Source organism: Nitrososphaera viennensis EN76 (genome assembly GCF_000698785.1).
GTDB classification, from domain to species: Archaea; Thermoproteota; Nitrososphaeria; order Nitrososphaerales; family Nitrososphaeraceae; genus Nitrososphaera; species Nitrososphaera viennensis.
Genome location: NZ_CP007536.1, coordinates 2,050,227 through 2,072,910, shown reverse-complemented (window position 1 = coordinate 2,072,910; position 22,684 = coordinate 2,050,227). Strand labels below are relative to the sequence as shown.

At 55.0% G+C, this 22,684-nt stretch carries 27 protein-coding genes and 1 pseudogene; 10 read left to right on the top strand and 18 right to left on the bottom strand.

Going from position 1 to position 22,684, the window contains the following annotated elements; translation table 11 throughout:
- Positions 1-7 precede the first annotated feature (7 nt).
- A complete protein-coding gene (locus NVIE_RS16240; RefSeq protein WP_075055435.1) occupies positions 8-2,113 on the bottom strand; it encodes a 4-hydroxybutyrate--CoA ligase in 2,106 nt (701 codons plus the stop codon).
- 61 nt (positions 2,114-2,174) lie between these two features.
- Between NVIE_RS16240 and NVIE_RS11810 the strand changes: the two genes are divergently transcribed.
- The 4 genes from NVIE_RS11810 to NVIE_RS11790 all read left to right on the top strand — a co-directional run bounded on the left by NVIE_RS11810 (position 2,175) and on the right by NVIE_RS11790 (position 3,793).
- Positions 2,175-2,366 (top strand): hypothetical protein, encoded by a 192-nt coding sequence (locus NVIE_RS11810; RefSeq protein WP_075055434.1) that lies wholly within the window; start codon positions 2,175-2,177, stop codon positions 2,364-2,366.
- A gap of 139 nt (positions 2,367-2,505) precedes the next feature.
- The gene (locus NVIE_RS11805; RefSeq protein WP_075055433.1) at positions 2,506-2,715 is read left to right on the top strand and encodes a ferritin family protein; all 210 of its coding nucleotides are present in this window, start codon (positions 2,506-2,508) and stop codon (positions 2,713-2,715) included.
- A gap of 516 nt (positions 2,716-3,231) precedes the next feature.
- Positions 3,232-3,516 carry a hypothetical protein gene (locus NVIE_RS11795; RefSeq protein WP_075055431.1) on the top strand — a complete coding sequence of 95 codons (285 nt, stop codon included), beginning with the start codon at positions 3,232-3,234 and terminating at the stop codon, positions 3,514-3,516.
- On the top strand, positions 3,497-3,793 hold the full coding sequence (locus NVIE_RS11790; protein ID WP_075055430.1) for a hypothetical protein: 297 nt from the start codon (positions 3,497-3,499) through the stop codon (positions 3,791-3,793). The genes NVIE_RS11795 and NVIE_RS11790 overlap by 20 nt, the downstream gene beginning before the upstream one ends.
- 438 nt (positions 3,794-4,231) lie before the next feature.
- Here the strand turns inward: NVIE_RS11790 and NVIE_RS16340 are convergent.
- From NVIE_RS16340 to NVIE_RS11755, 7 genes and pseudogenes are all read right to left on the bottom strand, one after another.
- Positions 4,232-4,836 (bottom strand): annotated as a pseudogene (locus NVIE_RS16340) (NADPH-dependent FMN reductase).
- A 30-nt stretch (positions 4,837-4,866) separates the two neighbouring features.
- Positions 4,867-6,249, bottom strand: coding sequence for a GH116 family glycosyl hydrolase (locus NVIE_RS11780; RefSeq protein ID WP_075055429.1), 1,383 nt, complete (start codon positions 6,247-6,249; stop codon positions 4,867-4,869).
- Entirely contained in the window at positions 6,237-6,569 is a 333-nt protein-coding gene (locus NVIE_RS11775) for a hypothetical protein (RefSeq protein ID WP_144239702.1), read from the bottom strand. The genes NVIE_RS11780 and NVIE_RS11775 overlap by 13 nt, the downstream gene beginning before the upstream one ends.
- Positions 6,570-6,623: 54 nt before the next feature.
- Positions 6,624-6,839, bottom strand: a complete 216-nt coding sequence (locus NVIE_RS11770; protein WP_075055427.1) for a dodecin family protein — start codon at positions 6,837-6,839, stop codon at positions 6,624-6,626.
- 116 nt (positions 6,840-6,955) lie between these two features.
- Positions 6,956-8,242: a glycosyltransferase gene (locus NVIE_RS11765; protein ID WP_075055426.1), complete on the bottom strand. Its 1,287-nt coding sequence runs from the start codon at positions 8,240-8,242 to the stop codon at positions 6,956-6,958.
- Positions 8,243-8,556: 314 nt separating this feature from the next.
- On the bottom strand, positions 8,557-9,825 hold the full coding sequence (locus tag NVIE_RS11760) for a substrate-binding domain-containing protein (protein WP_075055425.1): 1,269 nt from the start codon (positions 9,823-9,825) through the stop codon (positions 8,557-8,559).
- A 66-nt stretch (positions 9,826-9,891) separates the two neighbouring features.
- Positions 9,892-10,395 (bottom strand): hypothetical protein, encoded by a 504-nt coding sequence (locus NVIE_RS11755; protein WP_075055424.1) that lies wholly within the window; start codon positions 10,393-10,395, stop codon positions 9,892-9,894.
- A 171-nt stretch (positions 10,396-10,566) separates the two neighbouring features.
- On the opposite strand from NVIE_RS11755, the gene NVIE_RS11750 reads away from it, so the two are divergent.
- Together NVIE_RS11750 and NVIE_RS11745 are read left to right on the top strand one after the other, a co-directional pair.
- The gene (locus tag NVIE_RS11750) at positions 10,567-11,940 is read left to right on the top strand and encodes a glycosyltransferase family 2 protein (RefSeq protein ID WP_075055423.1); all 1,374 of its coding nucleotides are present in this window, start codon (positions 10,567-10,569) and stop codon (positions 11,938-11,940) included.
- A 68-nt stretch (positions 11,941-12,008) separates the two neighbouring features.
- The gene (locus NVIE_RS11745) at positions 12,009-12,230 is read left to right on the top strand and encodes a hypothetical protein (RefSeq protein ID WP_075055422.1); all 222 of its coding nucleotides are present in this window, start codon (positions 12,009-12,011) and stop codon (positions 12,228-12,230) included.
- On the opposite strand, the gene NVIE_RS11740 is transcribed toward NVIE_RS11745, so the two are convergent.
- From NVIE_RS11740 to NVIE_RS15600, 3 genes are read right to left on the bottom strand one after another with little or no spacing between them, the layout of a single operon-like run.
- Positions 12,231-12,935: a DNA alkylation repair protein gene (locus NVIE_RS11740; protein ID WP_075055421.1), complete on the bottom strand. Its 705-nt coding sequence runs from the start codon at positions 12,933-12,935 to the stop codon at positions 12,231-12,233.
- 1 nt (position 12,936) lies between these two features.
- The gene (locus NVIE_RS11735; RefSeq protein WP_075055420.1) at positions 12,937-13,164 is read right to left on the bottom strand and encodes a DUF167 domain-containing protein; all 228 of its coding nucleotides are present in this window, start codon (positions 13,162-13,164) and stop codon (positions 12,937-12,939) included.
- Positions 13,165-13,187: 23 nt separating this feature from the next.
- Entirely contained in the window at positions 13,188-13,565 is a 378-nt protein-coding gene (locus NVIE_RS15600; protein ID WP_075055419.1) for a hypothetical protein, read from the bottom strand.
- Here NVIE_RS15600 and NVIE_RS11725 point away from each other — a divergent pair.
- The 3 genes from NVIE_RS11725 (at position 13,539) to NVIE_RS11715 (ending at position 17,327) form a co-directional block, all read left to right on the top strand.
- Positions 13,539-14,399: a CAP domain-containing protein gene (locus NVIE_RS11725; protein ID WP_075055418.1), complete on the top strand. Its 861-nt coding sequence runs from the start codon at positions 13,539-13,541 to the stop codon at positions 14,397-14,399. The genes NVIE_RS15600 and NVIE_RS11725 overlap by 27 nt on opposite strands.
- Before the next feature lie 245 nt (positions 14,400-14,644).
- Positions 14,645-16,453 (top strand): M3 family oligoendopeptidase, encoded by a 1,809-nt coding sequence (locus NVIE_RS11720; protein ID WP_075055417.1) that lies wholly within the window; start codon positions 14,645-14,647, stop codon positions 16,451-16,453.
- Complete coding sequence (locus tag NVIE_RS11715; protein WP_227717363.1) at positions 16,440-17,327, top strand: bile acid:sodium symporter family protein; 888 nt, start codon at positions 16,440-16,442, stop codon at positions 17,325-17,327. Before NVIE_RS11720 ends, NVIE_RS11715 begins: the two co-directional genes overlap by 14 nt.
- Here NVIE_RS11715 and NVIE_RS11710 read toward each other — a convergent pair.
- The 5 genes from NVIE_RS11710 to NVIE_RS11690 form a co-directional block, all read right to left on the bottom strand.
- On the bottom strand, positions 17,324-18,193 hold the full coding sequence (locus NVIE_RS11710; RefSeq protein WP_075055415.1) for an HpcH/HpaI aldolase/citrate lyase family protein: 870 nt from the start codon (positions 18,191-18,193) through the stop codon (positions 17,324-17,326). The genes NVIE_RS11715 and NVIE_RS11710 overlap by 4 nt on opposite strands.
- 40 nt (positions 18,194-18,233) lie before the next feature.
- The gene (locus NVIE_RS11705; protein WP_075055414.1) at positions 18,234-19,292 is read right to left on the bottom strand and encodes a zinc-binding dehydrogenase; all 1,059 of its coding nucleotides are present in this window, start codon (positions 19,290-19,292) and stop codon (positions 18,234-18,236) included.
- Between the two features lie 73 nt (positions 19,293-19,365).
- Positions 19,366-19,659 (bottom strand): DNA-binding protein, encoded by a 294-nt coding sequence (locus NVIE_RS11700; protein ID WP_075055413.1) that lies wholly within the window; start codon positions 19,657-19,659, stop codon positions 19,366-19,368.
- A gap of 7 nt (positions 19,660-19,666) precedes the next feature.
- Positions 19,667-20,122 (bottom strand): 30S ribosomal protein S19e, encoded by a 456-nt coding sequence (locus NVIE_RS11695; protein WP_075055412.1) that lies wholly within the window; start codon positions 20,120-20,122, stop codon positions 19,667-19,669.
- A gap of 28 nt (positions 20,123-20,150) precedes the next feature.
- Positions 20,151-20,444, bottom strand: coding sequence for a ribonuclease P protein component 4 (locus NVIE_RS11690; RefSeq protein WP_075055411.1), 294 nt, complete (start codon positions 20,442-20,444; stop codon positions 20,151-20,153).
- A 159-nt stretch (positions 20,445-20,603) separates the two neighbouring features.
- Between NVIE_RS11690 and NVIE_RS11685 the strand changes: the two genes are divergently transcribed.
- Complete coding sequence (locus NVIE_RS11685; protein ID WP_407081010.1) at positions 20,604-21,260, top strand: ribosome biogenesis protein; 657 nt, start codon at positions 20,604-20,606, stop codon at positions 21,258-21,260.
- Here NVIE_RS11685 and NVIE_RS11680 read toward each other — a convergent pair.
- Together NVIE_RS11680 and NVIE_RS11675 are read right to left on the bottom strand one after the other, a co-directional pair.
- The gene (locus NVIE_RS11680) at positions 21,244-22,149 is read right to left on the bottom strand and encodes a heme o synthase (protein WP_374213616.1); all 906 of its coding nucleotides are present in this window, start codon (positions 22,147-22,149) and stop codon (positions 21,244-21,246) included. The genes NVIE_RS11685 and NVIE_RS11680 overlap by 17 nt on opposite strands.
- A 70-nt stretch (positions 22,150-22,219) precedes the next feature.
- Complete coding sequence (locus NVIE_RS11675) at positions 22,220-22,684, bottom strand: Lrp/AsnC family transcriptional regulator (protein ID WP_075055409.1); 465 nt, start codon at positions 22,682-22,684, stop codon at positions 22,220-22,222.

Here is a 22,684-nt window from a genome sequence, read left to right as displayed (position 1 = left end):
ACTTGCATTATTTCAGTATTATCCTGGCGTCGACCACCCTTGCGCCCTTGCCTTCTTCAAGCACGAGGAGCGGGTTGATGTCAAACTCCTTTATTTCCGGAAAGTCGGTGACAAGCTGCGACAGCCTCTGGAGCGAGTCGGAAATGGCCTTCAGGTCGGACGGCCTTTCTCCCCTGACCCCCTTTAGCAGTTTTATCGTCTTTATAGACTCGACCATCCTGGCGGCTTCGCGCTCGTCGATGGGCGCGACGCGGAACACCACGTCCTTCAATACTTCAACATAGATGCCGCCAAGGCCGAACATTATGACCGGCCCAAACGTCGGGTCCTGGCTTGCGCCAAGTATGGTTTCTTTTGCAGACTTGACCATCTCCTGCACGAGGACGCCCTTTATCTTCGCATCAGACTTGTACTTCTTGGCATTTTCGATTATTGCCCTGAATGCGGCGCGCAGCTCGTCGTCGCTCTTTACCCCGACCTTGACTCCGCCGGCGTCTGACTTGTGGATGATGTCAGGCGAGGCTATCTTCATGACCACGGGATAGCCAATCTCTTTTGCGGCCCTTACGCACTCGTCCTCTGTCGCGCCGAGGATGCTCTTTGGCGTCGGGAACCCGTACGCCCGGAGGACTTCATAGCCTTCCTCTTCAAGCAGGTTGTTTCGGCCCTGCTTCTTTACGCTTGCAAATATCTCCTTGACCTTGGCGGTGTCCTTGGCAAACGAGAGCGTGCCGGCCTTGGCCCTGGCGCTGTCGACCCAGCTCTTGAAATCATAGACGGCCTTGAGCGTCCTTATCGCCGGCTCGGCGTACAGGTAGTACGGGACGCCGCCTTCAGACATTATCGCCCTGTTTTCCACGCCCTCTGCAAGCCCCATGAGCGACGCAAGCATCGTCTTGTTCGGGAACTGCCTTGACATCTTGACCAGCACCCTCGCAAGGTCGTCGTAGTTCAGGGTCGCCGATGGCGTGCACATCGTCACGACAGAGCCCACGCTGGGGTGCGCAAGGACGAGGTTGAGCACTTTTTCAAACCTGTTATAGTCCGCGTCGCCCACAATGTCGACGGGGTTCCTCGGCGAGCCGTACGCCGGTATGACCTTGGCAATGTCGTCGCGAATAGAAGAGATGTCGGCCATCTTCAGGCCGTACTTTGAGCAGGCGTCGGTGGATATGATTGCCGGGCCGCCGGCGTTGGATACAATGACCACGCCTCCTTCTGGCAGCGGCTGCTTGGAAAACGCGGTGGCAAGGTCGAACAGCTCGCCCATCGTGTCTACTCGAATTACGCCGCACTGCGCAAACGCGGCTTCATAGTTTGCGTCAGAGCCGCCAAGCGCGCCGGTGTGCGACGCGGCCGCTTTTGCGCCTTCCGCGGTCCTGCCAGACTTTAGCACGATCACCGGCTTTCTCTTTTCTGTCGTTATGCGCTTTGCAATGTCCATAAAGCGCCTTGCGTTGCGTATGTCCTCGAGGTACATCACCACCACCTTGGTGTCCTCGTCTTCCGCGAGCAGCTCCAGCACGTCGCTTTCGTCCATGTCCACCTTGTTGCCCATGCTTATCACCTTGGAAAAGCCGATGTTCTGCGCGCCTGCGTCCTCCACGGTCGCCGCGCAGATGGCCCCGCTCTGCGAGACGAGCGCTATCCCGCCGTAGCTGGGCGTTATCTTCAAGAACGTGGAATTCATCATGTTGTCCTTCGACAGGCTCATGATGCCAAGGCAGTTGGGGCCGATCACCCTGATGCCGTACTTTTTGGAAATCTCGCCCACCTCCCTTTCGAGTCGGGCGCCTTCGTCGTCAACTTCCTTGAAACCTGCTGAAACAATTATTGCGCCCTTTATCCCCTTCTTGCCCACCTCTTCCATCACCGCGGGAGTGAACCTGCTTGGCGCGGCCACCACTGCAAGGTCCACGCTTTCAGGAATGTCCAGCACGCTCTTGTACGCCGTCAGGCCGCCCACCGTCGGGTTTGACGGGGTGACAGGGTAGATCTTGCCCTTGAAGTGCTTGGCAATGTTTGTAAATATCGTCTTGCCTACGCCCGGCTTTTCTGAAGCTCCAATGACTGCTATCGACTTTGGCGAGAAGAAGATGGAATTACTGGACATTTGGGGGAAAATGCGTGTCAGGATGGTTATAAATGCATGTGCGCATCGAGGTGAACTTTTATTGTACGCGCGGCATTACTATGTTGTCATGTCTGCCATACTGTTCCTGGTAGTCATACCGGCAGTCATTGCGTTCCTGTTTTCAGTGTTTGTCGCGTATTACGCGTTTTCAGACGCAAGCGAGCGGCAGCTTAGTAGCGGCGAACCTGACGCGCACAGGCTCAGCATTGAAGTGCCGTCTGGACAGCCCTGAAAGGTACATTGGTGATTCTTCGTCAGATAATAAATTGGCCGAGCAACTTGACAGCCGACAATAAGTAAGTTGCCAGAACTTTCGATCGCTGTTCTTAATAGTGACGACGTTCTATCTTAACTAGGTGATTTCTCGGCAAATGCAAAAGTCTGAGCAAATCCTGACTGACTGCCAGTACAATATTGCCAAGCAACTGGAGAAGAAGATGGAGTTCCTCTGGCATGTTGATGGGTACATAAAAGATGCCGATAAAGAAGGAAACCAGGAATGCGTGCGGGTTTTCAAGCAGATCAAGGCTGACGAGGAGAAGCATGCAAAGATGCTAAAAGACTTGCTTAAAATGAAATGAGCATATTTGTGCTCATTTCTATTTTTTTAGTTCTGCTGCAATCCAATGCTTCTGATTTGTCCTAATACCCCACACGGAGGATTAGTTGTCATGCTCTGGTTTATCCACATCTCGAGAACCCCGCCCTTCAAGAGACTGTCTCCAATATTTTGAACCTTGCTCGCCTCGGCTCTGTTAATTTGCCGTCGGCTAGGCATCTGTCTCATATATCATTGAGCAAACGATAAGTTAATAGAGCCTGGCCGCGCACTGTTGGATAACGGCGCGACCATGTCTTTCCTGCGAAGAGGCAAAGAAGCTATCCGACTTGGAAAAGATGCCAGGCCAACGCTTTCCAAGTTGATAACAAGGAGCGGCGATATTCAGATGTCCAGCGTGAGGGAATTAGCTAAACTGAAAGGCGATCTAAAATCAGAGCAAAGGCCGGGCGGTGATATAATACCGGTCTTCGCCTTTAATGGCCCTCGGACCAGACGAGAAGGTGTTTAATATCTTGCTAGAGATAGATAACTTGGCATGGCAGGCAAAGATGATGGCATAATGGACATATTGGATACGCCGGATGTCGCAGTCTGGGCCAAGGGAATCAGAAAAGGTGCGGATGTGCCTTCGGACAGGGTCAGAGAGCCGTCAAAAATCGCTTCAATGACGCTCCGCATCGTCAGCAGCGGCAAATCAAGAAGAAAAAAAGAAAAAGGCGAATTGATGGTCGATCCGGCCAACAGGGAAGAGATGGAAAAAGTATCAGCCGCGCATGCCTCTTTAACCGACGAGTCCGGGTATGCCAAACAAGAACAATAAGAAGAAGAAGAAGACGATAAAATTCCACGGCCAAGAAGTAGAGGACGTGGTTGTGCTGTATTCGCATACAGTGCGCGACAAACCAGATACAATTGCTGTTGAAGAATTTGATGCTGCAAAGGACCCGCAGGTTTGCGAGACTGTCAACATCCAGGTTGTGTCAGAGTTTGTAACAATTACGTTCTACAAGGATGAAGAGGCCAACTCTATTGTACGGCGAGAATTGATCCCCGCCTATCGAATAGAACACATCTGGGTCAGAGATTTGCGGACCTAGCATAGACGGGATGCATATATGGATGGATAATAACTGCACGGCAAAAGGCCCAAGCAAGCCTGTCATAGACCGACCAGCAAAAAATCATACTGCGCAAAACAACCCACGATAGAAATAATATTGAATGAACGATTGACGACGCGCGTGCGTATACGGCTATGCGTGTGTGCACGCGCGTATGTGCAAGTTACTGCCTGCCCTGTGCGGCAGAGTACCTTTTACATTTCGCCTTCTTCTTCCTCTTCTTCCTCTTCATCGAGGTCGAACTGCTCGGCGTCCTGCAGCTCGTCGTTTTCTTCCTTCATTTCTTCCCTTTCAGCTTCCTTGTTGCTGCTCATATGGCGTACGAGACGCAGAGCAGATAATTACGCAATACGGAAGATGATGCTGCAAGTTTGCAGTACAAGTTTTTTCAAGACTTTTTGTCTTTTTTTATTATCATGCCGCTGCCAGCTTTGTCTGCATCTGTTTGAGCCGGATGGTCAAGCTCGCAAGGGCCGCCAAGAGCTCCCTTATCCTTTTCAGCGTCTCTCCGTCGACCAGGTTCCCCTGCGCGTCAAACTTGTCGGCAGCATTTGCGATCATTACCTCCGGCCTGTCGAGAGTATGCATGTTGAGAAAGACGAACATCTGCCGCAGGTGGTACTGCGCACGCGCCGTGCCGAGCATCCCCACAGAGCGCCCATTATCGCCGCAGGCTTGCCTTCCCACGCGCTGTTGCCGTACGGCCTGGACCCCCAGTCAATAGCGTTTTTAGGACTCCAGAGACAGAGTAGTTGTACTCGGGCGTAACAAAAGTATGGCGTCAGCCGAGCGCACCTTGCTTTTCAGCTCCGACACTGCCTTTGGCCGCTGCATTTCAATGTCCTGGTTGAAGGGCGGTATGCCGTCAAGCTCGAAAATCTCTAGTTGCGCGTTGTCAGGAACAAGCTTTTGCGCGCCCGGAGCGCGGCGCGGTTGTACGAGCCCTTTCTGAGGCTGCCAGCCATCCCAAGGATTTTCACGCGGCTATTATCATCACCAACAACAGCATCATTGCCCATCATTGCGTTTTTATGTACGCCGCAAAATTATTAATGAGTTAGACCGGACTTGCCCATCTGGCCGAGTATATCGGCTATTGCAATGCGTATCGCCGAGATGCCCGTGCGAAAAGGGTGCGCCCCCGAGCCAGTGTTGGTGACCGGGTTTACCCACTCGTAAAACGCTCTGGTGCTTGACTGGCAGTCGTTTGAGGAGAGCATCGAGAGCAGCGCATGGCACTCGTGCACCCTTGCAAACCTGCTTCTTGCAAGCATCTCTATGCCAGTCGTCCACGGCCAGAAGGTGTGGTTGTGGTACTGGTTCGGGTTCAAAAGCCAGGGGCCAGTCCTTTCCAGCGCCGACTCTGTCACCAGCGGCCACTTGTCCTTCCAGATCCGGGCCTTGAGGGTGTCAAGGGCGCGCTCTGCCCTGCTGCCAAATTCCGGCCTGGCCTTTTCGTCCTGCGCAGGCTCTTCCCTTATCTGGCCGCTGCCGAGTATGTCCTGTACGGTGTTTTCCGTGACTGCCACCAGGTACAGCGCGACGTCCTGTGTCAGGGATCTGCCGCCGCGCTGCCCGTCGCCGTCGTCCTGCAGGTCGATGTACGTGCCGTCCTTTTCTGACCACAGCCTGTCCTCCACGGCCTTTATCGCCCTGTAGGCCATCGACATCGCCCTTTTTGCATCGTCCTTTCTGCCAAGCTCTGAAAGGAGCGACGAGAGGTTGCTCAGCGCAAGTATCCAGCACGCCTGGCTGTACACGATTTTGCCCGAGCGCAGCACGGTGTCCATCCAGTCCTCGTTGTGGCCCTGCTCAAGCAGGCCGTCGCCGTCGGTGTCGCGGGACGCAAGGTAGTCCACCGCCGCAAGCATCCTTGGCACGACATACTCTATTACAACGGAGGGCGAAGAGACGAGCGAGGACATTTTCAGTTCAATGCTTCCGTGCGCCGGCGAGGAAGAAGTTGGGATCACCATCCCGGATTTCAGGTAGGCGTTAAAGATCCATGCAGTCGTAGATATCATGAGCGCGGTCGAGTCGATGTCCGGGTTTCGCCCATAGACCTCCGAAAAGCCGTGGAATATCGTAGAGGGCAGGGCACCTTCAAACTTTTTGTGGGTTTCCGGATCTGCAACCTTCGAGGAGTACTGCATTTCCGGCGATCCCCGGCCATAGATCACCTTTTCGCCGCCGGCCGCCACCTGGTGCGACCAGATGAACAGCATTTCGTGCATCACGTCTTCAAAGCGGCCAGACAAAAACCAGTCCTTCAATATGTAAGAGGCGTCGCGGCACCACACTGCCTTGTAATAGCCGCCAGGGTTTACCCCTTCCTGCACGAACTGCTCTGTGGCTTCCACAAACGCGCCAGCGCTGGCGGAAAACGAACGCCACAGGCTGTCTGCCGGAGGAGGGGCCGTTATTCCGCCCATATAGAAGATATTTCTCCGTTGCCGGGTTGTAAACCCTTTTGGGTGCGGGACGCCAATAAATCATAGTAGAAGAAGTATTGCCAGGAAAAAATGAGTACAGATGCTTTGCCTGCAAGCAGAGGTTCGAGTCGCTCGGAGATATGCAGAGGCATATCGTAATAGACCACCTGCAAAAGGCTGATTTTATAAAGAAAATCGGCGGCAACAGCAGCAGTAGTAGCAGTAGCAACAAAAAAGGGGAAGTCAAGGCAGCCTAGGCTGCAGGCCTCCACTATTTTTTTGGCTGGAAACCCAGTTCCAGTTGTGATGACGGTCATCATCCTCATCGTGCTGTCAATTAATTGAGATTGATTGCATCTTCATTATTATCATTATTACGAACCGGGGACGTCTTCAACCTCAAACGCTACTTTCAGGACGACCCTGTACTCCACTATCTTTGCGTTTTGGACTTCTGCCTTCCAGCCACGCACGTCGATGCCTTTTACGTTGCGGATCGTCTTGGTGGCGCGCTCCAGCCCGTTGTCGACCGCGTCCTCCCAGCTGGTTGGCGAGGTTGCGAGTATTTCTGTCACCCGGATGACTGACATGGACGGTTAATACATCTGAAAATATTAAAGACTTACAACAACAAACCGGTACAGATCTACGCGAAAGAAAAAAGAAGCGGCAGCCAAGGCGCAGTGCACAAAAAGAAGAAGAAGAGCTAGTCCAGGCCGGGCCTCCTGCCGGCCACAGTGCGCCGCTCATAGTGCGCGGTGGCGGCAGCAGTCGCCAGCAGCCTCTCACTTATGAACTGCGAGAACCGTCTTGTGTACGCCGGCAGGGAAAATCTCTTGACCGAGTCGCTTATCGCCAGCCGCTCTTTGTCAGAGACCTGTAGCGCCGCCTGGATTATGCCGGCTGCCTCTTCAAGCGAGTGGAACTGGTATTCTTGCGGCACAAACTCTGTCGGCCCGCCTGTGGCCGGCACGGCCGGCACCAGGCCGGCGGCCATCGCTTCTACCACCGAGATCCCAAAAGGCTCTTCTGGCATCGGGTGGAAGTAGGCCTTGGACTTTTGCATCAGCGACCAGAGCTTGCCAAGCTCCACGTTGGGCTTGATAGAGACATAGTCTGACAGCCCGTAATCACCTATCATTCCCACAAGCTGCTCATAGTATTTGCGGCCGCAGCTGTCATCTGCCGCCAGGTTGCCGGCTATGACCATCTCCTTTCCCACCCCGCGCCGCTTCAGGATGCGGGCAAGCTCTATCGCATTTTCCAGCTTTTTTGACGGATATATCCGGGACACGACCAGCACGCGGTCCGCCCGCGGCGAGGGCAGGAGCGCGGCCTGGCGCAGCTCGTCCACGCACACAGGAGGCGCAATGATTGTCGGCTCGCCTGCCGCCTTGGACGCCCCGGTTTTCACCTCGTTGATTATTGCCTGGCGGCTGAACCTTGAATTGGTGACTACAAGCGAGTTTCTCAGCATGAGCAAATAGTATTCCAAAAAGCTGCGCCAGAACATGGAGCTGCTGTTTGCCACTTTCATGACGTTTCCATCCAGCAGGCCCAGGTCGACCAGGCCTTGCAGGTAGACAAGGTTGCGGCATGCAACATAGCTTGCCACTACCGGGAAGTGGCAGTATGTTATGCAGGTCTTGCTTGAAAAAGACGGCAGAAAATACGGCAGCACGTCGCCGTGCGTGTTCACTATCACGTCGTACTCCGAAATGGCGCTTTCGGCTCCCGGGCGGCAGGCCAGCGTGCCAGTCTGCCAGTCAAGCTCTATTGGAAGCCGGCCAAGCGGCTTTACCTTGACGCGGTCAAATATCCTGCGCACCCTGTCGCCAAATGCCTTTTCAAGCCTCTCAAGGTCTGGAGCCCTTGCCACTGTCAGGTCCACCTGCATCGTTTCCATTTCAAGGAACGACTGCAACGTGGCAATCGCCAGCTGCTCGGCGCCGCCGCAGGGGTTCAGATCGATATGTATCACGTTTACCTTCATTTTTCATCATCATCTTGCAGGGTTCACCAGAATGGCGCCACTTCGCTCCTTCTAGGCACCACGGTACTTTTTGCCGCGCTGCCGCAATGATGCCCACTGGCAGGGACTGCTGCCACTACTGTTGTTGTTGGCGGCAGCAAAAAAGTCATAGAAAGTACGGCATTGCAGATAAAATGGTTCATCATGAGATTTATGACGCTGAAATAATATTAACGAGTCTCGCCTCGAGAAGAACAGCATTACATAAAAAACATCGCAAAAATACGCAAGACTTCCAGGTAAGAACTTTCTATGCATAAAAGGCGTTGCCGGTTTTAGGAAGGAGCTTCTACATTTGCAAGCGACCCGGTTCTTGTGCCAAGCACCCTGTCTGCAAAAGCCTCCAGGTCTTTGTTTTGCTCGTACACGGAAGGATACTGCATGTCATTGAGGATCCGCTGGCCCTCGCTTCCGGCTATCCACCGTACAAAGTCGATTACTGCCGCGTCCTTGCCGCCTAGGGCGGTTTCGTTCGTTCCAGGGCCAGCAGCTGCGCGGTGGTCAGGAAATGCGGCGTAGTAGAACCCGACCACGGGATACGAGCCGTTTCCAAGCTGCCCGACAGATACGGTCGGAGGCCCGGCAAGCGCAGGGTTTCCGGGACCCGTGCCGTTGACAAGCGCGGGATCGACTACCGTGCCGTTTCGCACGGCCGCGCCTATCGAGTCGGCTGACGGCAGGAGGTATTCCCCATCTGAATTCTGGAGAGACGCGTACGTCATCCGAGTCTGGACGGCAAAAGCAAAGTCGACGTACCCTATCGAATAGGGCGTTTGCCGCACCATCGCAGAGAGGCTGTTTGCCGAGTCTGCCACCAGGCTTGACTCGGGCCACGTTACAGTGCCATTTGAGGCAGAGGCAAGGTACCGGGCAAGCATGTCAGAGGCGCTTCCTGTTGGGCCCTCGTGCACGACGACTATTTGCTCGTGCGGCAGGCTCGTGTCAGGGTTGAGGGACTTGATTGCCGGGTCGTCCCAGTGCGTGATGTTTCCGCTCAGCACCGCATAGAGTGTGGGTGGGTCAAGCCTCAATCCCGACGGCACGTCCGGAAGCGCGGGTATATTGTAGACCACCGCCACCGCTTGCGGGCTGACCGGCAGGAACACCGAGCCGGCGTACGTAAAGTTCCCTCTTGCGGCAACCGGCCTGCTCGCAACAGCAACGTCTGCCGAGTAGTCTGCGAGAAAAGCCGAGACGTTTGGATAAAGAAGCGGTATGCTGGCGTCGTCCGCACGGTCAGAGTAGTTCACCTTTACGTTGCCCGGGTTTCTTTCGCTGTTGTACTGGTTGACCCACTTCTCCATAAACGGCATCGCGGAAGGAGACGACATGGCATTGACCGGGGTTTTTCCAGCTGGCCCCCCTCCTCCGGCGGTTGTCCCGTTGGTCCCGCCGTCCGGCGGTAGAGGCGCGGTTCCGTTGTTGTTGCCACTGCCTGGAATTCTTGCACCGTCTTGATACAAGAACGCTACGGCAAGAACCACCGATATTGCAACGGCTGCCGCAATACCAACGGCCAGTGCGGCGCCCTTCTTCCTGTTCATCGTCCGGCGGTACAAGACGCATGCAAAATTATTAACGGGTTTGGTTTCTGGTGGTAGAAGATGCCTCTATGACATGGCCCCTTCCTTCATTTTCCGCATGCTGCGGATGGTCAGGTAGTACAGGATTGACGCGGACAAAAGCGCGACGGGGTACCACCACACTATGCCGTAAAATGAAAGGTGGAGTGGGGTCATCACGTCTTTTGGCCATTCCCCAAAGAGCACCCAGTAGAACAGGTCTTCAAGCCAGACAAAGTTAATGATGTTGCCCGTGCCCCACAAGAGAGCTTGCTTTTTGACCGTGCGCGTCGACGCGAAAAACAGTATGTCAAAGAACGGGTTGAAGGATATGAGGACGGCAAGTATCAGCATCAGCACGTGGTAAAAGTAGATCTGGCCGACAAGGTTCACGCTCAGCGGGTGCACCAGGATGCTTATCCCAAGCGGGCTCGTGAGCAGCGTGTGCTCTATCACGCCGTAAACCATGGCAAAGATGAAAGTCGAGACAGCAGACGTCAGGTGTAGGGTCCTGATGACGAACTGCCTCCCAAATACGTCCATGTTGAACATGTCTTTGCGGCTTGCCCTTCATACGATCTCATCCCTTTTATCTGTGCCAGCTTTAGGGTCGCTTTGTTCGGTAAAGCTTTTACGAATGTTTTACCTGTGGCAATTCTCCAGAGAACCTTTCTAGAGATTATCCCGCATGACTGTTTTAAATGATAAGATCTTAGACTAGGCGTGTTTGATAATCCATTCATAATAGTCGCGATGTTTTTCTGGTTTTCGTATGTTCCCATTGCGGCGATGTCGCTGTACAGGGTGATCCGGAATCGAAACCTGTTTGTAGAAAAGCGCGCGTTTGCGGAAAAAAACGTAAAGCGCGTTCGAAGCGACGCCGCGATAATATTCCAGATAACGACCCGCTCGGCCACCAAGACGCACGTGGTGAGGCGCGGCATACAGTCGATAATAGACTCTGCAAAAAAGACGGATTACCGCAACTACCACATCTCGATCGTGACAGACGACCCCGACGATGCCAAGACGCTCAAGGCAGTCAACTGCGAAGTAGTCGTGGTAAACAAGAACTTCAAGACAAACGCGATACGAAAGGGCAGGGCACTCCAGTACGCCGTGGAGCACCGCAGGCGCGTTGGCATGAACACGTCAAAATACTGGATATTCCACATGGACGACGAAAGCTACGTCACCACCCAGACCATAGTCGCGCTCCTAAAGTCGATAGAGAGCGGAAAGGAGGTCGCCTCTGAGGGGCCGATCTTTTACCCGCTAAAGTTCGAGGCGGCAAACAGGCTAACCGCTATCGCCGAGTCCATCCGGCCCTTTGCGTGCTATGACTGCGTTTCGCAGATGACAAACCCGCCCCCGCTCCACATGCACGGAAGCAACCTGCTCGTAAGGTCTGACATCGAAGACACGATAGAGTGGAAATTCGGGCCGACGCTTGCGGAGGACCAGATGTTTGGCTACAAGGTCTACGAAAAGTACGGGCCCGGCTCGATGGGCTGGCACGGCGGCGTGCTCCTTGAGCAGCCCCCGCTCAACATCAAGGACCACTTTTTCCAGAGGCGCAGGTGGGTCCTTGGCACTCTCCAGAACCTCCAGAACTTTCCCAGGTGGCACAGGTACAAGCTGATGTACAAGTCGGTGACATACTTTCTCGGCTTTGCTTCCGCAGTGGCTTCGACAGCCATCATGCTGTACAGCTACATTCCCGCCCTGCTGAACTATGACACCATAGGCTACGAGTTCATGTCGCTTCCAGACAGGCTGCCAAACATCTTTTTCAACTCGATCTTTGACGCCGTGACAAAGGGCAACATGCTCGAGCTTAGCGCAGGCACCATCCTGCTCTTTACGTCTCTTGTATGGCTCGGGTCGTACCAGCTGGGGCTCTTTTTGAACCTGAAATACTCAAAGATAGAGTGGAGGAAGAGGGTGATGTTCCACCTGCAGACGCTGCTTGCGTGCCCGGTCATAGGCCTGGTCGAGACCTTCCCGGCGTTCTGGGCCATGATCGAATACAACATGAAGAGAAAGGACCCGGCGCAAAAGGCCAAGGTTTACGACTTTTACGTCGTAAACAAGTGAAAGAGGGCAGCCGGCGACGCACACACACGCACGATAATAAATAATAGCGGAAGGCAGGAACCTAGTGCGTGAACAGCGAAGAAGAATCTGACGAGCTTCGCAGCCTCTTGGAGGTCGTGTCGGACAAGGGACTCAGGGTCCTTTCCATCCAAGAGCTTGACAGGCTGCGCATGCTCTTGGTGGCAAAGGACTATGGCGAGAACAAAAAGGCCGACAGGTCGCGTAAAAAGCTCTTGAAAAAGATAAACGCCGAGATGTTTGACAGGCACTCGCCGCGCCGGCTCTTTTGATCAGGCCGTGCCTTGCATGTAGGAGCGCCTCTTTTCCGCAGAAAAGCGCTCTATGGCGTAGCGCAGCGCGGTCCGCGGCATCTTTTTGTAGTGTTTTTGCAGGAATTCTTCTTCCGTGGCAGGGTCGCGCTTGCCTACCTCCCGGAGCATCCACCCGACAGCCTTGTGTATCAGGTCGTGCGAATCGCCAAGGAGCATTTCCGATATTTTCAGCGTGTCTGAAAAGTCGTTTTTCCGGATAAAGGCATGCGTCGAAACGATAGAGACGCGCCTTTCCCACAAGACCTTTGACCTTGCAAGCCCGTACAAGAGCGAGCGGTCCTCCTTCTTGTCCAGCAAGAACGCGCCGAGGATCGCAGGAGCAGACAGGTCCACGAGGTCCCAGTTGTTCACCCAGGCAAGGTTTTCAAGGTAAAACTGGGCAATCCCTTCTTTGGGATTTTTCTGGTATTTTTGCACCAGTATCAAAAGCGCCACAAGGCGCTCCTCGTGGATTTGCGAGTGCAGGAGCGCTTTCACGTCTGCAAGCGAAATCCCTGCGGCGGCGTATTTCCTGGCGACCTCCCTTGACGCAGGCACCATGATTCCCATAAAGATGTCGCCCTGCCCGTACTGGCCGGGGCCTGTCTTGAAGAACCGCTGCAGGAACTTGGCCTTGTCCTGGTCTGCAAGCGCCTGCATCTCGCCTTTCAGCAGGTCAAGCATATCAGGCAATAACAATAACCTCCACTATCTTTTTCCTCGATGCAAGGCCGGAGAGTATCCGCACATTCTGCTCAGAAACGCCGAAATGCCCTGCAAGCCTCTTGACAAGCTCGCGGTTGGCACTGCCGCGTTCCGGCTGCGACTTTATCGACACGGTTATTTCGTCGCCAGCTACTTCAATCCGGCCATCTGCGGAAAAGCGCACGGTGACGTGGTATCGTGATTTCAAGCATCATTGCTTGGCCTGGCTCGCTAATATGCTTGTAGAAGCACTTTACATAAAGCATTATACTGGCATATGCAGATTTTCGCAGTGATAGCGATACGACAGACTCGTGGATAGATTGCGCATGCGGCGCCCGGTACGGTGCAAACCTCCCAGCATGCCCAAACTGCGGCGCGCCAAACGCTTTCTATGGCGAGAAAAAGCGCGGCAGCAGCAAGGCCGGCATAATAGCGGCAATTATCGTCGCAGCCGTTGCGGCGATATTCATCGTCCCCCAGTTCACCGGGGACCTTGGTGACGCAAATAATAATAGTAATAGTAATCCTGTCGACAGCGCCATAAAGATACTGCAGCCGCAGGCGACCAAGCCAGAAAAGGTGCCGCAGGAAGAGCTTGTCGCGCATGCCCTTGCCGCGATAAACAGCGAACGCAAGAAATTCGGCCTGGAGCCGGTCGCGCTTGGCGACAACCAGGCAGCGCAGCTGCACGCCGAGGACGTTTTCAGGACAAAGCAGATCTCGCACTGGACGTCGTCAGGAGAAAAGCCCTACATGACCTACACGCGGCTTGGAGGTGAGGGAAGCGTGCACCAGAACGTCGCTATCGCCGGCTTTGGGCCTGAGGAATACGACAGGTGCGTCTCCACTATTATCCTGTGCGAGCGCATAGATCCGCTGCCCACCATCGACGAGCTGCAGAACGAGATGATGTACAACGACAAGGAATGCTGCGACAACGGCCACAGGGACAACATACTTGACAGGGACCACACGCACGTGAGCATCGGCATCGTGTACGACGAATACTACCTTGCCCTGGTGCAGAACTTTGAGGCAGACTACGGGATGTCCGTGGAAGTCGAGGGAACCAAGGTCAGCATCGCCGGCCCCATGCCTGCAGGGGCCAAGTTTGACAATGTCGTGGTGTACTATGACGAGCTGCCAAGCAAGCAGGCGTACGACGCAAACAAGGAAAAGCTGGCGTACGACGCGGGCACTCTTGCCGCAAGCGTGTTCGAGCCGCTTCCGCGCGGCCTGAAATACCAGCAGCCAGGCGACTACGTAGTGATAGAGGCCGACAGGTGGCAGGACGACAGTGATGGCAACCTCGATGTCAGCTTTGACCTTGCGCCTGCGATAAAGGAGGACGGCGTCTATACCCTGTACGCCATGCTAGAGGATGCAGAAGGGGAGCAGTTTTCGGCAACCTCGCACTCGATATTTGTAAAAACCGATTAATTTGACGACAGCAGGTGAAGGAAAGGCATTATCATGCGACGCCGCCACGGGCCAAAGGCGCCCGGCGCGTGCATATTGCTCGCCTTCCGTTCGTCCATGCTGAAACTCGTTTTGTATTCGAGTGGCCGTACATCCGCATTTCAGTTATTTAAGGCAGCTGTCCATATTCTCCATATTTCAGGTTAATTCCTGTAGACCGGGCAGGCAGGGATACGTATTTGAGCGGGCGCAATTATCGAATTCCCATGAATTTTGCCGCTCTTAAAATAGGCGCCTGGGACCTTTCCGGGCTCGTAAAAGACCCCGCCGGCTCGGAATTTGCGCAGTTTCTTGACTCCATCGAGGGCAAAGTAAAGGTGTTTGAGGGCAGGCGCCAGTCTCTTCGGCCCGACATCCCTGCCGCAGAGTTTGAGGGCATGATCCACGACCTTGAGGACATTTATGAAAAGCTCAGCATCGCAGGCGGCTATGCGCACCTGCGCTACTATGGCAACACCGCCTCAAACGAGGCGTCGGCGCTGGTGACCCGGATGGACAAGATGGCGGCCGAGGCAGGAAACCGCCTGCTGTTCTTTGACCTCTGGTTCAAAAAAGAGCTTGACGAGAGCAACGCGGCGCGCCTGATAGAGTCGGCGCCTGATGTTTACCGCGAGTACCTGCGCCACAAGCGCCTGCTTGCAAAGCACTCGCTGTCAGAGCCGGAGGAGAGGATAATCAACACTCTTGAAGTCACCGGCACTGGCGCGCTGGTAAAGATCTACGACAAGATGACGTCTGCCTTTGAGTTTGAGATGTCGCTAAAGCGCGGCAGGAAGAAAAAAGTTACCAGGAAATTTGACAACAAGGAAAAGCTGGTGTCGCTTGTGCGCAGCGCAAGCCCGGCAGAGAGGGAGGCTGCGTACAGGGCATTGTTTGCAACGTACAAAAAGAATTCAGGCGTGCTTGGCGAGATCTACCAGAACATCGTAGTCGAGTGGCGCAACGAGGGGATATCCATGCGCGGCTACAGGACGCCGATCTCTGTCAGGAACATCGCAAACAACCTTGACGACGAGACCGTGGACGCGCTGCTGGCAGCGTGCAGGAAAAACAACAGGGTGTTCCAGGAATATTTCAGGGAAAAGGCTCGCCTTTTGGGCGTCAAGAAACTGCGCCGGTACGACCTCTATGCGCCGCTTTCGACAAAGAGGTCCGGCAAAAAGTTTGCGTACGGCAAGGCGGTCGCAAGCGTGCTTGACACGTTTGGCGACTTCCACCCGCAGGTGCGCGCCCTTGCCGAGCGCGTCTTTTCCGAGCGCCATGTCGACTCTGAGATACGCAAGGCAAAGCGCGGGGGCGCTTTCTGCCACACCGTTGCGCCCTCGATAACCCCGTACGTGCTCCTGAACTTTGACGGGAGGACCCGCGACGTTTCCACGCTTGCGCACGAGTTTGGGCACGCCATCCACAGCATGCTCGCAGAGAAGCTGCCGATAATGGTGTCGCACGCGCCTCTCCCACTTGCCGAGACCGCGTCGGTGTTTGCAGAGATGTTGCTGAACGAGCGCCTGATGGAGAAAATGTCGAGGCAGGAGCGGCAATTGTTGCTGGCAGAGCAGATTGACGACATGTACGCCACGATAATGCGCCAGGCGTACTTTACGCTGTTTGAGATAGACGCCCACAGGGCTATAGGCGAAAGAAACGCCACCATCGACCAGGTCACGCAGATCTACACTGAAAACCTGAAGGAGCAGTTTGGCGGTTCCGTCGCCGTTTCGCCGGAATTTGGGTGGGAATGGATATACATCCCGCACTTTTACCACACGCCGTTTTACTGCTACGCCTACTCGTTTGGGAACCTGCTTGTGCTCTCGCTGTACCAGCGGTACAAGATGGAAGGCAAGCCCTTTGTGCCAAAGTACCTGGGCATCCTTGCCGCAGGCGGCTCTAGAAAACCGGAGGAGCTTTTGAAAGAGTCTGGCCTTGACATCACGAAAGAAGAGTTCTGGCAGCAGGGCTTTGACCTTGTGGGCGAAAAGATACAGCAGCTGAAAGGGCTTGCGTCCAAGTAACGACGCGATACTGGCCTGTGCCATCGCCGGCTCGATGGCGGCCGGCGTGCTCGTGCCGCAGGCCGGGTTGGCGGTAGAGCCGTACCTCTTGGTGTGGCTTGGCATCCTCCTGTTCCTTAACCTGATAAAGCTTGAAGCCTCTGACGTAGTTGCGACTTTTGCAAGGCCAAAGGGCCTTGCCATCCTTGGCCTTGTAAAACTGGTGGCGCTGCCGGTCGGCATGTATGCCCTAGCGTACGCGCTCTACAGGCCGCTTGCGCTTCCAGTGCTCCTCGTATCAGGCATGTCCACCGGCCTCGGGGCGCCCTTTGTGGTCAACATCGTAGGCGGGCGCCTGCCGCTTGTGGTAGGCATGATAATCGCGACGTCGCTTTCCGTGCCGTTCGTGCTCCCGTCGCTCACGTACGCGCTGGTAGGATCAGAATTCGACCTGCCCATTGCAAGCATGATGCTGCTCCTTGCCCTTGCGCTTTTCATACCGCTCTTCGGGGGGTGGGCGGTGAAAAAGAAGGCTCCAAGGGCGTCCGAGTTTGCGCACAAAAACTCGTTCTACCTTTCAATAATCTTTGCAATACTCATCAACATCAGCATGTTTTCCAAGCTGTCAGCGCTCTTTTTTTCAGACCAGCTGTTTCTCTTGCAGAACGTCGCGGCGACGTTTCTCTGTTTTGCCGCATTTTCCATTGTGGGGTTTGTTGTTGCGCCCAAGAGTGAAAAATCTGCGGGCATGATAGCTACCGCGTACGTCAACAACACGCTTGTCATGGTGTTTGCGGCGCAGTTCTTTGGCCCGCAGGTAGCAGTCCTTGCAGGGCTCTACAACATACCCTACTATGCATGCATCCTTGTGCTAAAAAAGATTGTACGGCACTAGGACGAGCCGGCGGCAGCCGCTTCAAGTATTGCCTTGGCCTGCTTGTAGTGCACGGCGTCTACCATCCTGCCTTCAAGCCTCACTGCAAGCCTGCCCGTGCCCTTTTCCATCGCTTCGCCGAGCGCTGCAACGACTTTTTTGGCCCACTCGATCTCGCTCTTGGACGGCAGAAAAACCCTGTGCACCGGCTCTATCTGGCCCGGGTGGATTATGCTCTTGCCAGAGTAGCCGAGGCGCTTTGCAGCAGTCGCGTCCTGTACGAGCCCGTCAATGTCGTCCACCTTTTGCCATATCGCGTCAATGGCGGCAACGCCAGCGGCCCTTGCGTCAACCGGGATTCTGGCCCGGGCGTACGCATAGCCGCTGTCGTCGCGCTCGTCATAGTCCATGCGCATGTCGTGCAAAAAGTCAAAGACGCCAAACACCACGGCGTTCACGCGGTCGTCCACGCTCGATATAGCGTATGTATTGACAACCCCTTTTGCAGTCTCGATTGAAGGGATGAGCGCTATCTTGCCTGTTCCACGCTCTTTTTCAAGCGCCGACACGGCTCTGGCGATTTCAATGACTTCGTTTGCGTCGTTTACCTTTGGGATGACCAATCCATCAATGCCCTTTTGCACCACCGCCTCGATGTCTGCCTGTATCAGTCCTGACTCGGGCGAGTTGGTGCGCACGTACACGGGTTTCTGGTATTCCTGCCTCTTGGCCAGCGCGCCGGCGATAACTTTTCTTGCAGTCTCTTTTTCGTTTGCCGGCACGGAATCTTCAAGGTCAAAGCAGATAATGTCGGCCGCAAGCGCCTTGGCCTTTTCGATAAAGCGCGCGTTTGCGCCGGGCACAAAGATGAGCGTCCTGAACATCATGTCAAAAAGGGAAAAAGAGGGGAAAAAGGTTTCCTTTTCCTTAGAGCTTTTGCGGCGTGGTCAGGATCTTGCCGAACTGCTGCGCCTCTGCCATCATGACGTGACCCTTGACCATGTCAGAGAACGGAAGCACGCTATCAATCACTGGCTTGATCTTGCCCTTTGAGACCCAGTACATCACGTCTTCAAGCTCCGCCTTGGTGCCTTGCGTCGAGCCGAGGAGGTTGGTGCCCTTGAAGAACAGGTAGCGCAGGTCGATTGTCGAGTCATAGCCTGTCGTTGCGCCTGTCGCCACGAGCGTCCCGCCCATCTTTAGCAGGCCCACTTCCTGCGGGAAGGTGGACTTGCCGATGTGCTCAAACACCACGTCGATGCCGGGCTGGCCCAGCTCCTTGCTGATTGCGCGCACCTTCTTGTACCAGTCGGCTTCCCTGTGGTTCACCACATAGTCGGCGCCAAGGCCGAGGCACTTGTCCATCTTGTCCTTGTTGCCTGCGGTGGCGATGACGGTGCAGTTGTACAGCTTTGCAATCTGGATGCCCACCATGCCGACGCCGGAACCGCCGCCCATGATAAGGACTGTCTGTCCAGGCTTTATCTTGGCCCTGCCGACGAGCATGTGCCACGAGGTCATGCCGACCATCGAGACAGCAGCCGCGTCTTCAAACGAGACGTTGTCTGCTATCTTGACCACGTTTACCTCCGGAAGGCGCGTGTACTGCGCAAAGCCGCCCCAGAGCGGGCCGGTCTGAAAGCCCCAGATGGTGCGGTCGTTGCAGTCGTATTCCCTGCCGGAGGTGCATGCCTCGCACACCCTGCACGACATGTTAGAGTGCGACGCAACCCTGTCGCCCACCTTGAGCTTCTGGACGTCCGAGCCCACCTCTACAATCGTGCCGGCGACGTCGCTTCCGGAAATGTGCGGCAACGGGGTCTTTACGGGCTCGCCCCATATGGCCCACAGGTCATTGTAGTTGTAGGACGCAGATTCTACCTTTATCAGAACCTCGTTTGGCTTTATCTTGGGAACATCGATATCCTCAATCTTGACAACCTTCGTCGGGTCTTTGTTGTACTCTCTAAATACTGCTGCCTTCATATATAGAGGGCAAAGCCTGCTTTTCACCTTAAATAGTTAACTCAATAACAACCGGCAGAAAACTGCCGGATGCTTAGCGCCGGTCGAACTTGAATTCCTTCTTTGGCTGCTGCAGGCTTGCCAGAATCTGCTTCAGCTCGTCGTCTGAAAGCGCGCGGTTGAGCCTGCCCGTTGATGCGGCGTTTATCAAATAGTTTTCAACGGCGGTCGCAAGCTCTGGCTTGACCATCCGTATGTTTGTAAGGCGCTGGCGCGCCTGCGGATCCAGAACAACATACAAGACGCGCTGGCGCATCGCGGCTGCCTCTGCCTCACGCCTCCTTATCTCCTCGTCGTTTGGTTGCTGTGGTGGTTGAGGGGCAGACATTTTTCACTTATGCGTAGCGCTGGAGCGCCGGGGCTGCCTTGACCAGCTCTTTGTGGATCTCAGTTGCAAGCCTGTCGAGCTTTTTCGTGCCCTCGCTTGTCACCACCCTGCCCTTTGCCGGCAGTTTTGTGACGTATCCAGCGGCTTCGAGCTGCTGGATGGCGTGCCTGATGATGGCGCCGCCCGCGTCCTTGTGGTGCGAGAGGTTGTAGCCTATCTGCTTGCGCCCGCCGTATGCCACTTTTAGATCTGAAACGCCTATCGGACCGTGAAGGTAAATCTTTCTCAAAAGAGAAGCGCACCTAGTGTACCACCAATCCCGGTTCTGCGGGATCTTTTCGGCGTGCGAGCCCGTCTTGACAAATGCCGACCACGCTGGAGGCTCGATCTTTTTGTCCTTCTTCAGCTGCTCGGCCAGCTTGGCGATTAGCTCGTCAGCCGGAACGTCGTAAACCTTGGCCATATGTGTAACGAAAAAGTCGCAACAGCCCTTATAAAACCTTATTCCGCCGCAAAATTTTGCGGTACGTGTGCCCGCACAGCATGCATGTTATGCGCACGGCCTTTGTTGCTCCCGTCGACCGGCCCACCCGCACCCTGGCTGTCCTGCCCGGCACAATGAACGCCTTGCACTTTTTGCAGTACAGCTGCCTTATCTCATAGGGCATGCGCACCCGGTGGCGCATGGCTATTTTTTTTGCAAGGTTTGCCTGGCGGCTGGCAAGAGCGGAATCTTGCTCCTTCAGGGCGCCTGCTACCAGGATCTCGATGCGCTCTTTTGCCATTTCTCTAGCCTGCTGCTTTTTGTTGTTGTTGTCCGTGCGGGCTCTAGCGCCTGCGCCTGATAAAAAGCAGCTGCAATATAAGGCCCACGCGGCAAACCGTCAGGCACGGACGACAACAACAAGACAATCCTCGTGATAGCAGAGGCGGCCCTTGAATGCGTGCCCGAAGAGATAGCCGGCCACCCGGCGGTGTCAAGCAGGGCGAAAAAGCTTGGCCGCAAGGCCCAGGAAACCCTGCTTGACAGGAGCTACCACCACGCCGCCATGAAGCGCCTGCCTGACAGCTGGAAGCGCGGCAGACCCGACATCGTACATTTTGCGCTCATGGAGGCGCTTTCGACCCCGCTCTTTATCCAGGGGCAGCTGGACGTGTACGTGCACACGTTTGGCGACATGATAATTTCGATGGCAGCCGGCCTGCGCGTCCCAAAATCGTATTTCCGCTTTGAGGGCCTCATGCAGGGCCTGTTCCGCGACGGCGTCGTGAAAAGCGACGAGGGCGCCGTGCTCATGGAGATGAGAAAAGGCACGCTTGCAGACCTGATAAAAGAGGTCAAGCCGGGCAGGGTGGTCGGGCTGTCGTCGGCAGGCGTGCAGTCAAGCGCCGAACAGGTAGTCAGGAAAAACTACGTTGACAGTTGCATGTTCGTGATAGGCGGCTTTCCAAAGGGCCACTTTGGCGACGACACAAAGGCATTGTTCAACTGCACCTACTCTATCGAGGGCATGGGGCTTGAGGCCCACGTCGTAATTGCCAGGATACTGTACGAGTGCGAGAAAAAGAACAAGAGAGAGAAGCCTAGCCAGGCGGCGTAAAGTAGTAGGCGTCCACCATGAACGCTATGAAGAGCGCCGTCAGGTACGGGCTAGAGAACTTGAACACAGTCCACGACGCCTTTTCCGTCGGCTTGACAAGGAGCCACATGGAAAGCGCAAGCATCACCGCGCCAAACACTCCCGCTGTCGCAAGGTAGATGATCCCAAACTCGCCAAAGAGAAACGGCACGAGGCTGAACACCACCATCATCACGGTCGTCCCGGCAATGACGCGGACAGAGCTCTTTTCGCTTGACACCACCGGTAGCATCGGCACGCCTGCCTTGGTGTAGTCCTTTTTGATGTGCAGCGCAAGGCTCCAGATGTGGGTCGGTATCCAGAGGAACACTAGGCCGGCCATGACAAGCCCTATCTCGATGTTTTGAGTCGTTACTGCGACATAGCCTATCAGCGCAGGGGCGCCGCCTGAAAACCCGCCCAGTATGATGTTTGACTGGCTGCGCCTCTTAAGCCACTTGCTGTAGACGATGACGTTGTCAAAGAGCCCAAAGGCCATGAGGGAAAACGCCCAGATGTTGACAAACCACGACATGACAAGCGATATCGCAGTTAGTATCAGCCCAAACGCAAGGGCGTTTTTCGGTGATATCCTGCCCGACGGGATCGGCCTGTCCTTTGTCCTGTCCATCATGGCGTCAATGTCGCGGTCGATGTATCCTGTCAGCGTCTCTGCTGCCGCCGAGCCGGCGGTGACGCCTCCGATGAGCAGGACCCACGTCATCGGCTCTATGGGCAGGTCAAAGTAGAACGACGCCGTGAGAGCCGCGCCAAAGGTCGTGAAAACGAGGAGGTACCAGATCTTGGGCTTGGTCACCTCATAGTAATCCTTGATCTTGTTTCCTACGGAGACCTGCCTCACAGTGTCCAAGCGATCGAGATCCGACCTAGAGGGCGCATCGTTGTTATTTATATCTTAAAAATTGGGATGTGCGCGCGCCCTACTTCTCTATCGAGGACGGGTACGCAAGCTCCCTGACCGTCTTGCGCATCTCGATGAACGTCTCGGTCTTTTGCACCCCCTCGACCCTGCCTATCTTTTCAGAGATAAGCTGGTGCATCTCGTCAAGCGAGTGGGCGTTCATCGTGACAAGGATATCGAACCTGCCCGTCACCTCTGAGACTTCGCGCACCTCCGGGATCTTGAAGAGCTCGTTGAGGACGTTGTCGCGCAGCTTCGAGTCCATGTTGATGCCCGTCAGCGCCTTTACATTAAAGCCGAGCGCCTCGTCGTTTATCACTATGGTGAATTTCTTTATGAGGCCCTTCTTTACCAGGCGCTTTATCCTGCTGTACACGACGGACGAGTTGATGTTGATTTTTTTGGATAGCTTGGGCACAGAAATGCTGGCATCCTTGGCAAGTTCGCTTAAAATTTTGACGTCTAGATCGTCTATTTTCCCCAT

Coding starts and splice junctions, on each gene's coding strand:
- NVIE_RS16240 (WP_075055435.1), bottom strand. CDS start 2,113: ATGTCCAGTAATTCCATCTTCTTCTCGCCAAAGTCGATAGCAGTCATT.
- NVIE_RS11805 (WP_075055433.1), top strand. CDS start 2,506: ATGCAAAAGTCTGAGCAAATCCTGACTGACTGCCAGTACAATATTGCC.
- NVIE_RS11795 (WP_075055431.1), top strand. CDS start 3,232: ATGGCAGGCAAAGATGATGGCATAATGGACATATTGGATACGCCGGAT.
- NVIE_RS11790 (WP_075055430.1), top strand. CDS start 3,497: ATGCCAAACAAGAACAATAAGAAGAAGAAGAAGACGATAAAATTCCAC.
- NVIE_RS11780 (WP_075055429.1), bottom strand. CDS start 6,249: ATGGGCGGAATAACGGCCCCTCCTCCGGCAGACAGCCTGTGGCGTTCG.
- NVIE_RS11775 (WP_144239702.1), bottom strand. CDS start 6,569: ATGATGACCGTCATCACAACTGGAACTGGGTTTCCAGCCAAAAAAATA.
- NVIE_RS11770 (WP_075055427.1), bottom strand. CDS start 6,839: ATGTCAGTCATCCGGGTGACAGAAATACTCGCAACCTCGCCAACCAGC.
- NVIE_RS11765 (WP_075055426.1), bottom strand. CDS start 8,242: ATGAAGGTAAACGTGATACATATCGATCTGAACCCCTGCGGCGGCGCC.
- NVIE_RS11760 (WP_075055425.1), bottom strand. CDS start 9,825: ATGAACAGGAAGAAGGGCGCCGCACTGGCCGTTGGTATTGCGGCAGCC.
- NVIE_RS11755 (WP_075055424.1), bottom strand. CDS start 10,395: ATGTTCAACATGGACGTATTTGGGAGGCAGTTCGTCATCAGGACCCTA.
- NVIE_RS11740 (WP_075055421.1), bottom strand. CDS start 12,935: ATGCTTGACCTGCTGAAAGGCGAGATGCAGGCGCTTGCAGACCAGGAC.
- NVIE_RS15600 (WP_075055419.1), bottom strand. CDS start 13,565: ATGCGCGACAAGCTCTTCCTGCGGCACCTTTTCTGGCTTGGTCGCCTG.
- NVIE_RS11720 (WP_075055417.1), top strand. CDS start 14,645: ATGAATTTTGCCGCTCTTAAAATAGGCGCCTGGGACCTTTCCGGGCTC.
- NVIE_RS11710 (WP_075055415.1), bottom strand. CDS start 18,193: ATGATGTTCAGGACGCTCATCTTTGTGCCCGGCGCAAACGCGCGCTTT.
- NVIE_RS11705 (WP_075055414.1), bottom strand. CDS start 19,292: ATGAAGGCAGCAGTATTTAGAGAGTACAACAAAGACCCGACGAAGGTT.
- NVIE_RS11700 (WP_075055413.1), bottom strand. CDS start 19,659: ATGTCTGCCCCTCAACCACCACAGCAACCAAACGACGAGGAGATAAGG.
- NVIE_RS11695 (WP_075055412.1), bottom strand. CDS start 20,122: ATGGCCAAGGTTTACGACGTTCCGGCTGACGAGCTAATCGCCAAGCTG.
- NVIE_RS11690 (WP_075055411.1), bottom strand. CDS start 20,444: ATGGCAAAAGAGCGCATCGAGATCCTGGTAGCAGGCGCCCTGAAGGAG.
- NVIE_RS11675 (WP_075055409.1), bottom strand. CDS start 22,684: ATGGGGAAAATAGACGATCTAGACGTCAAAATTTTAAGCGAACTTGCC.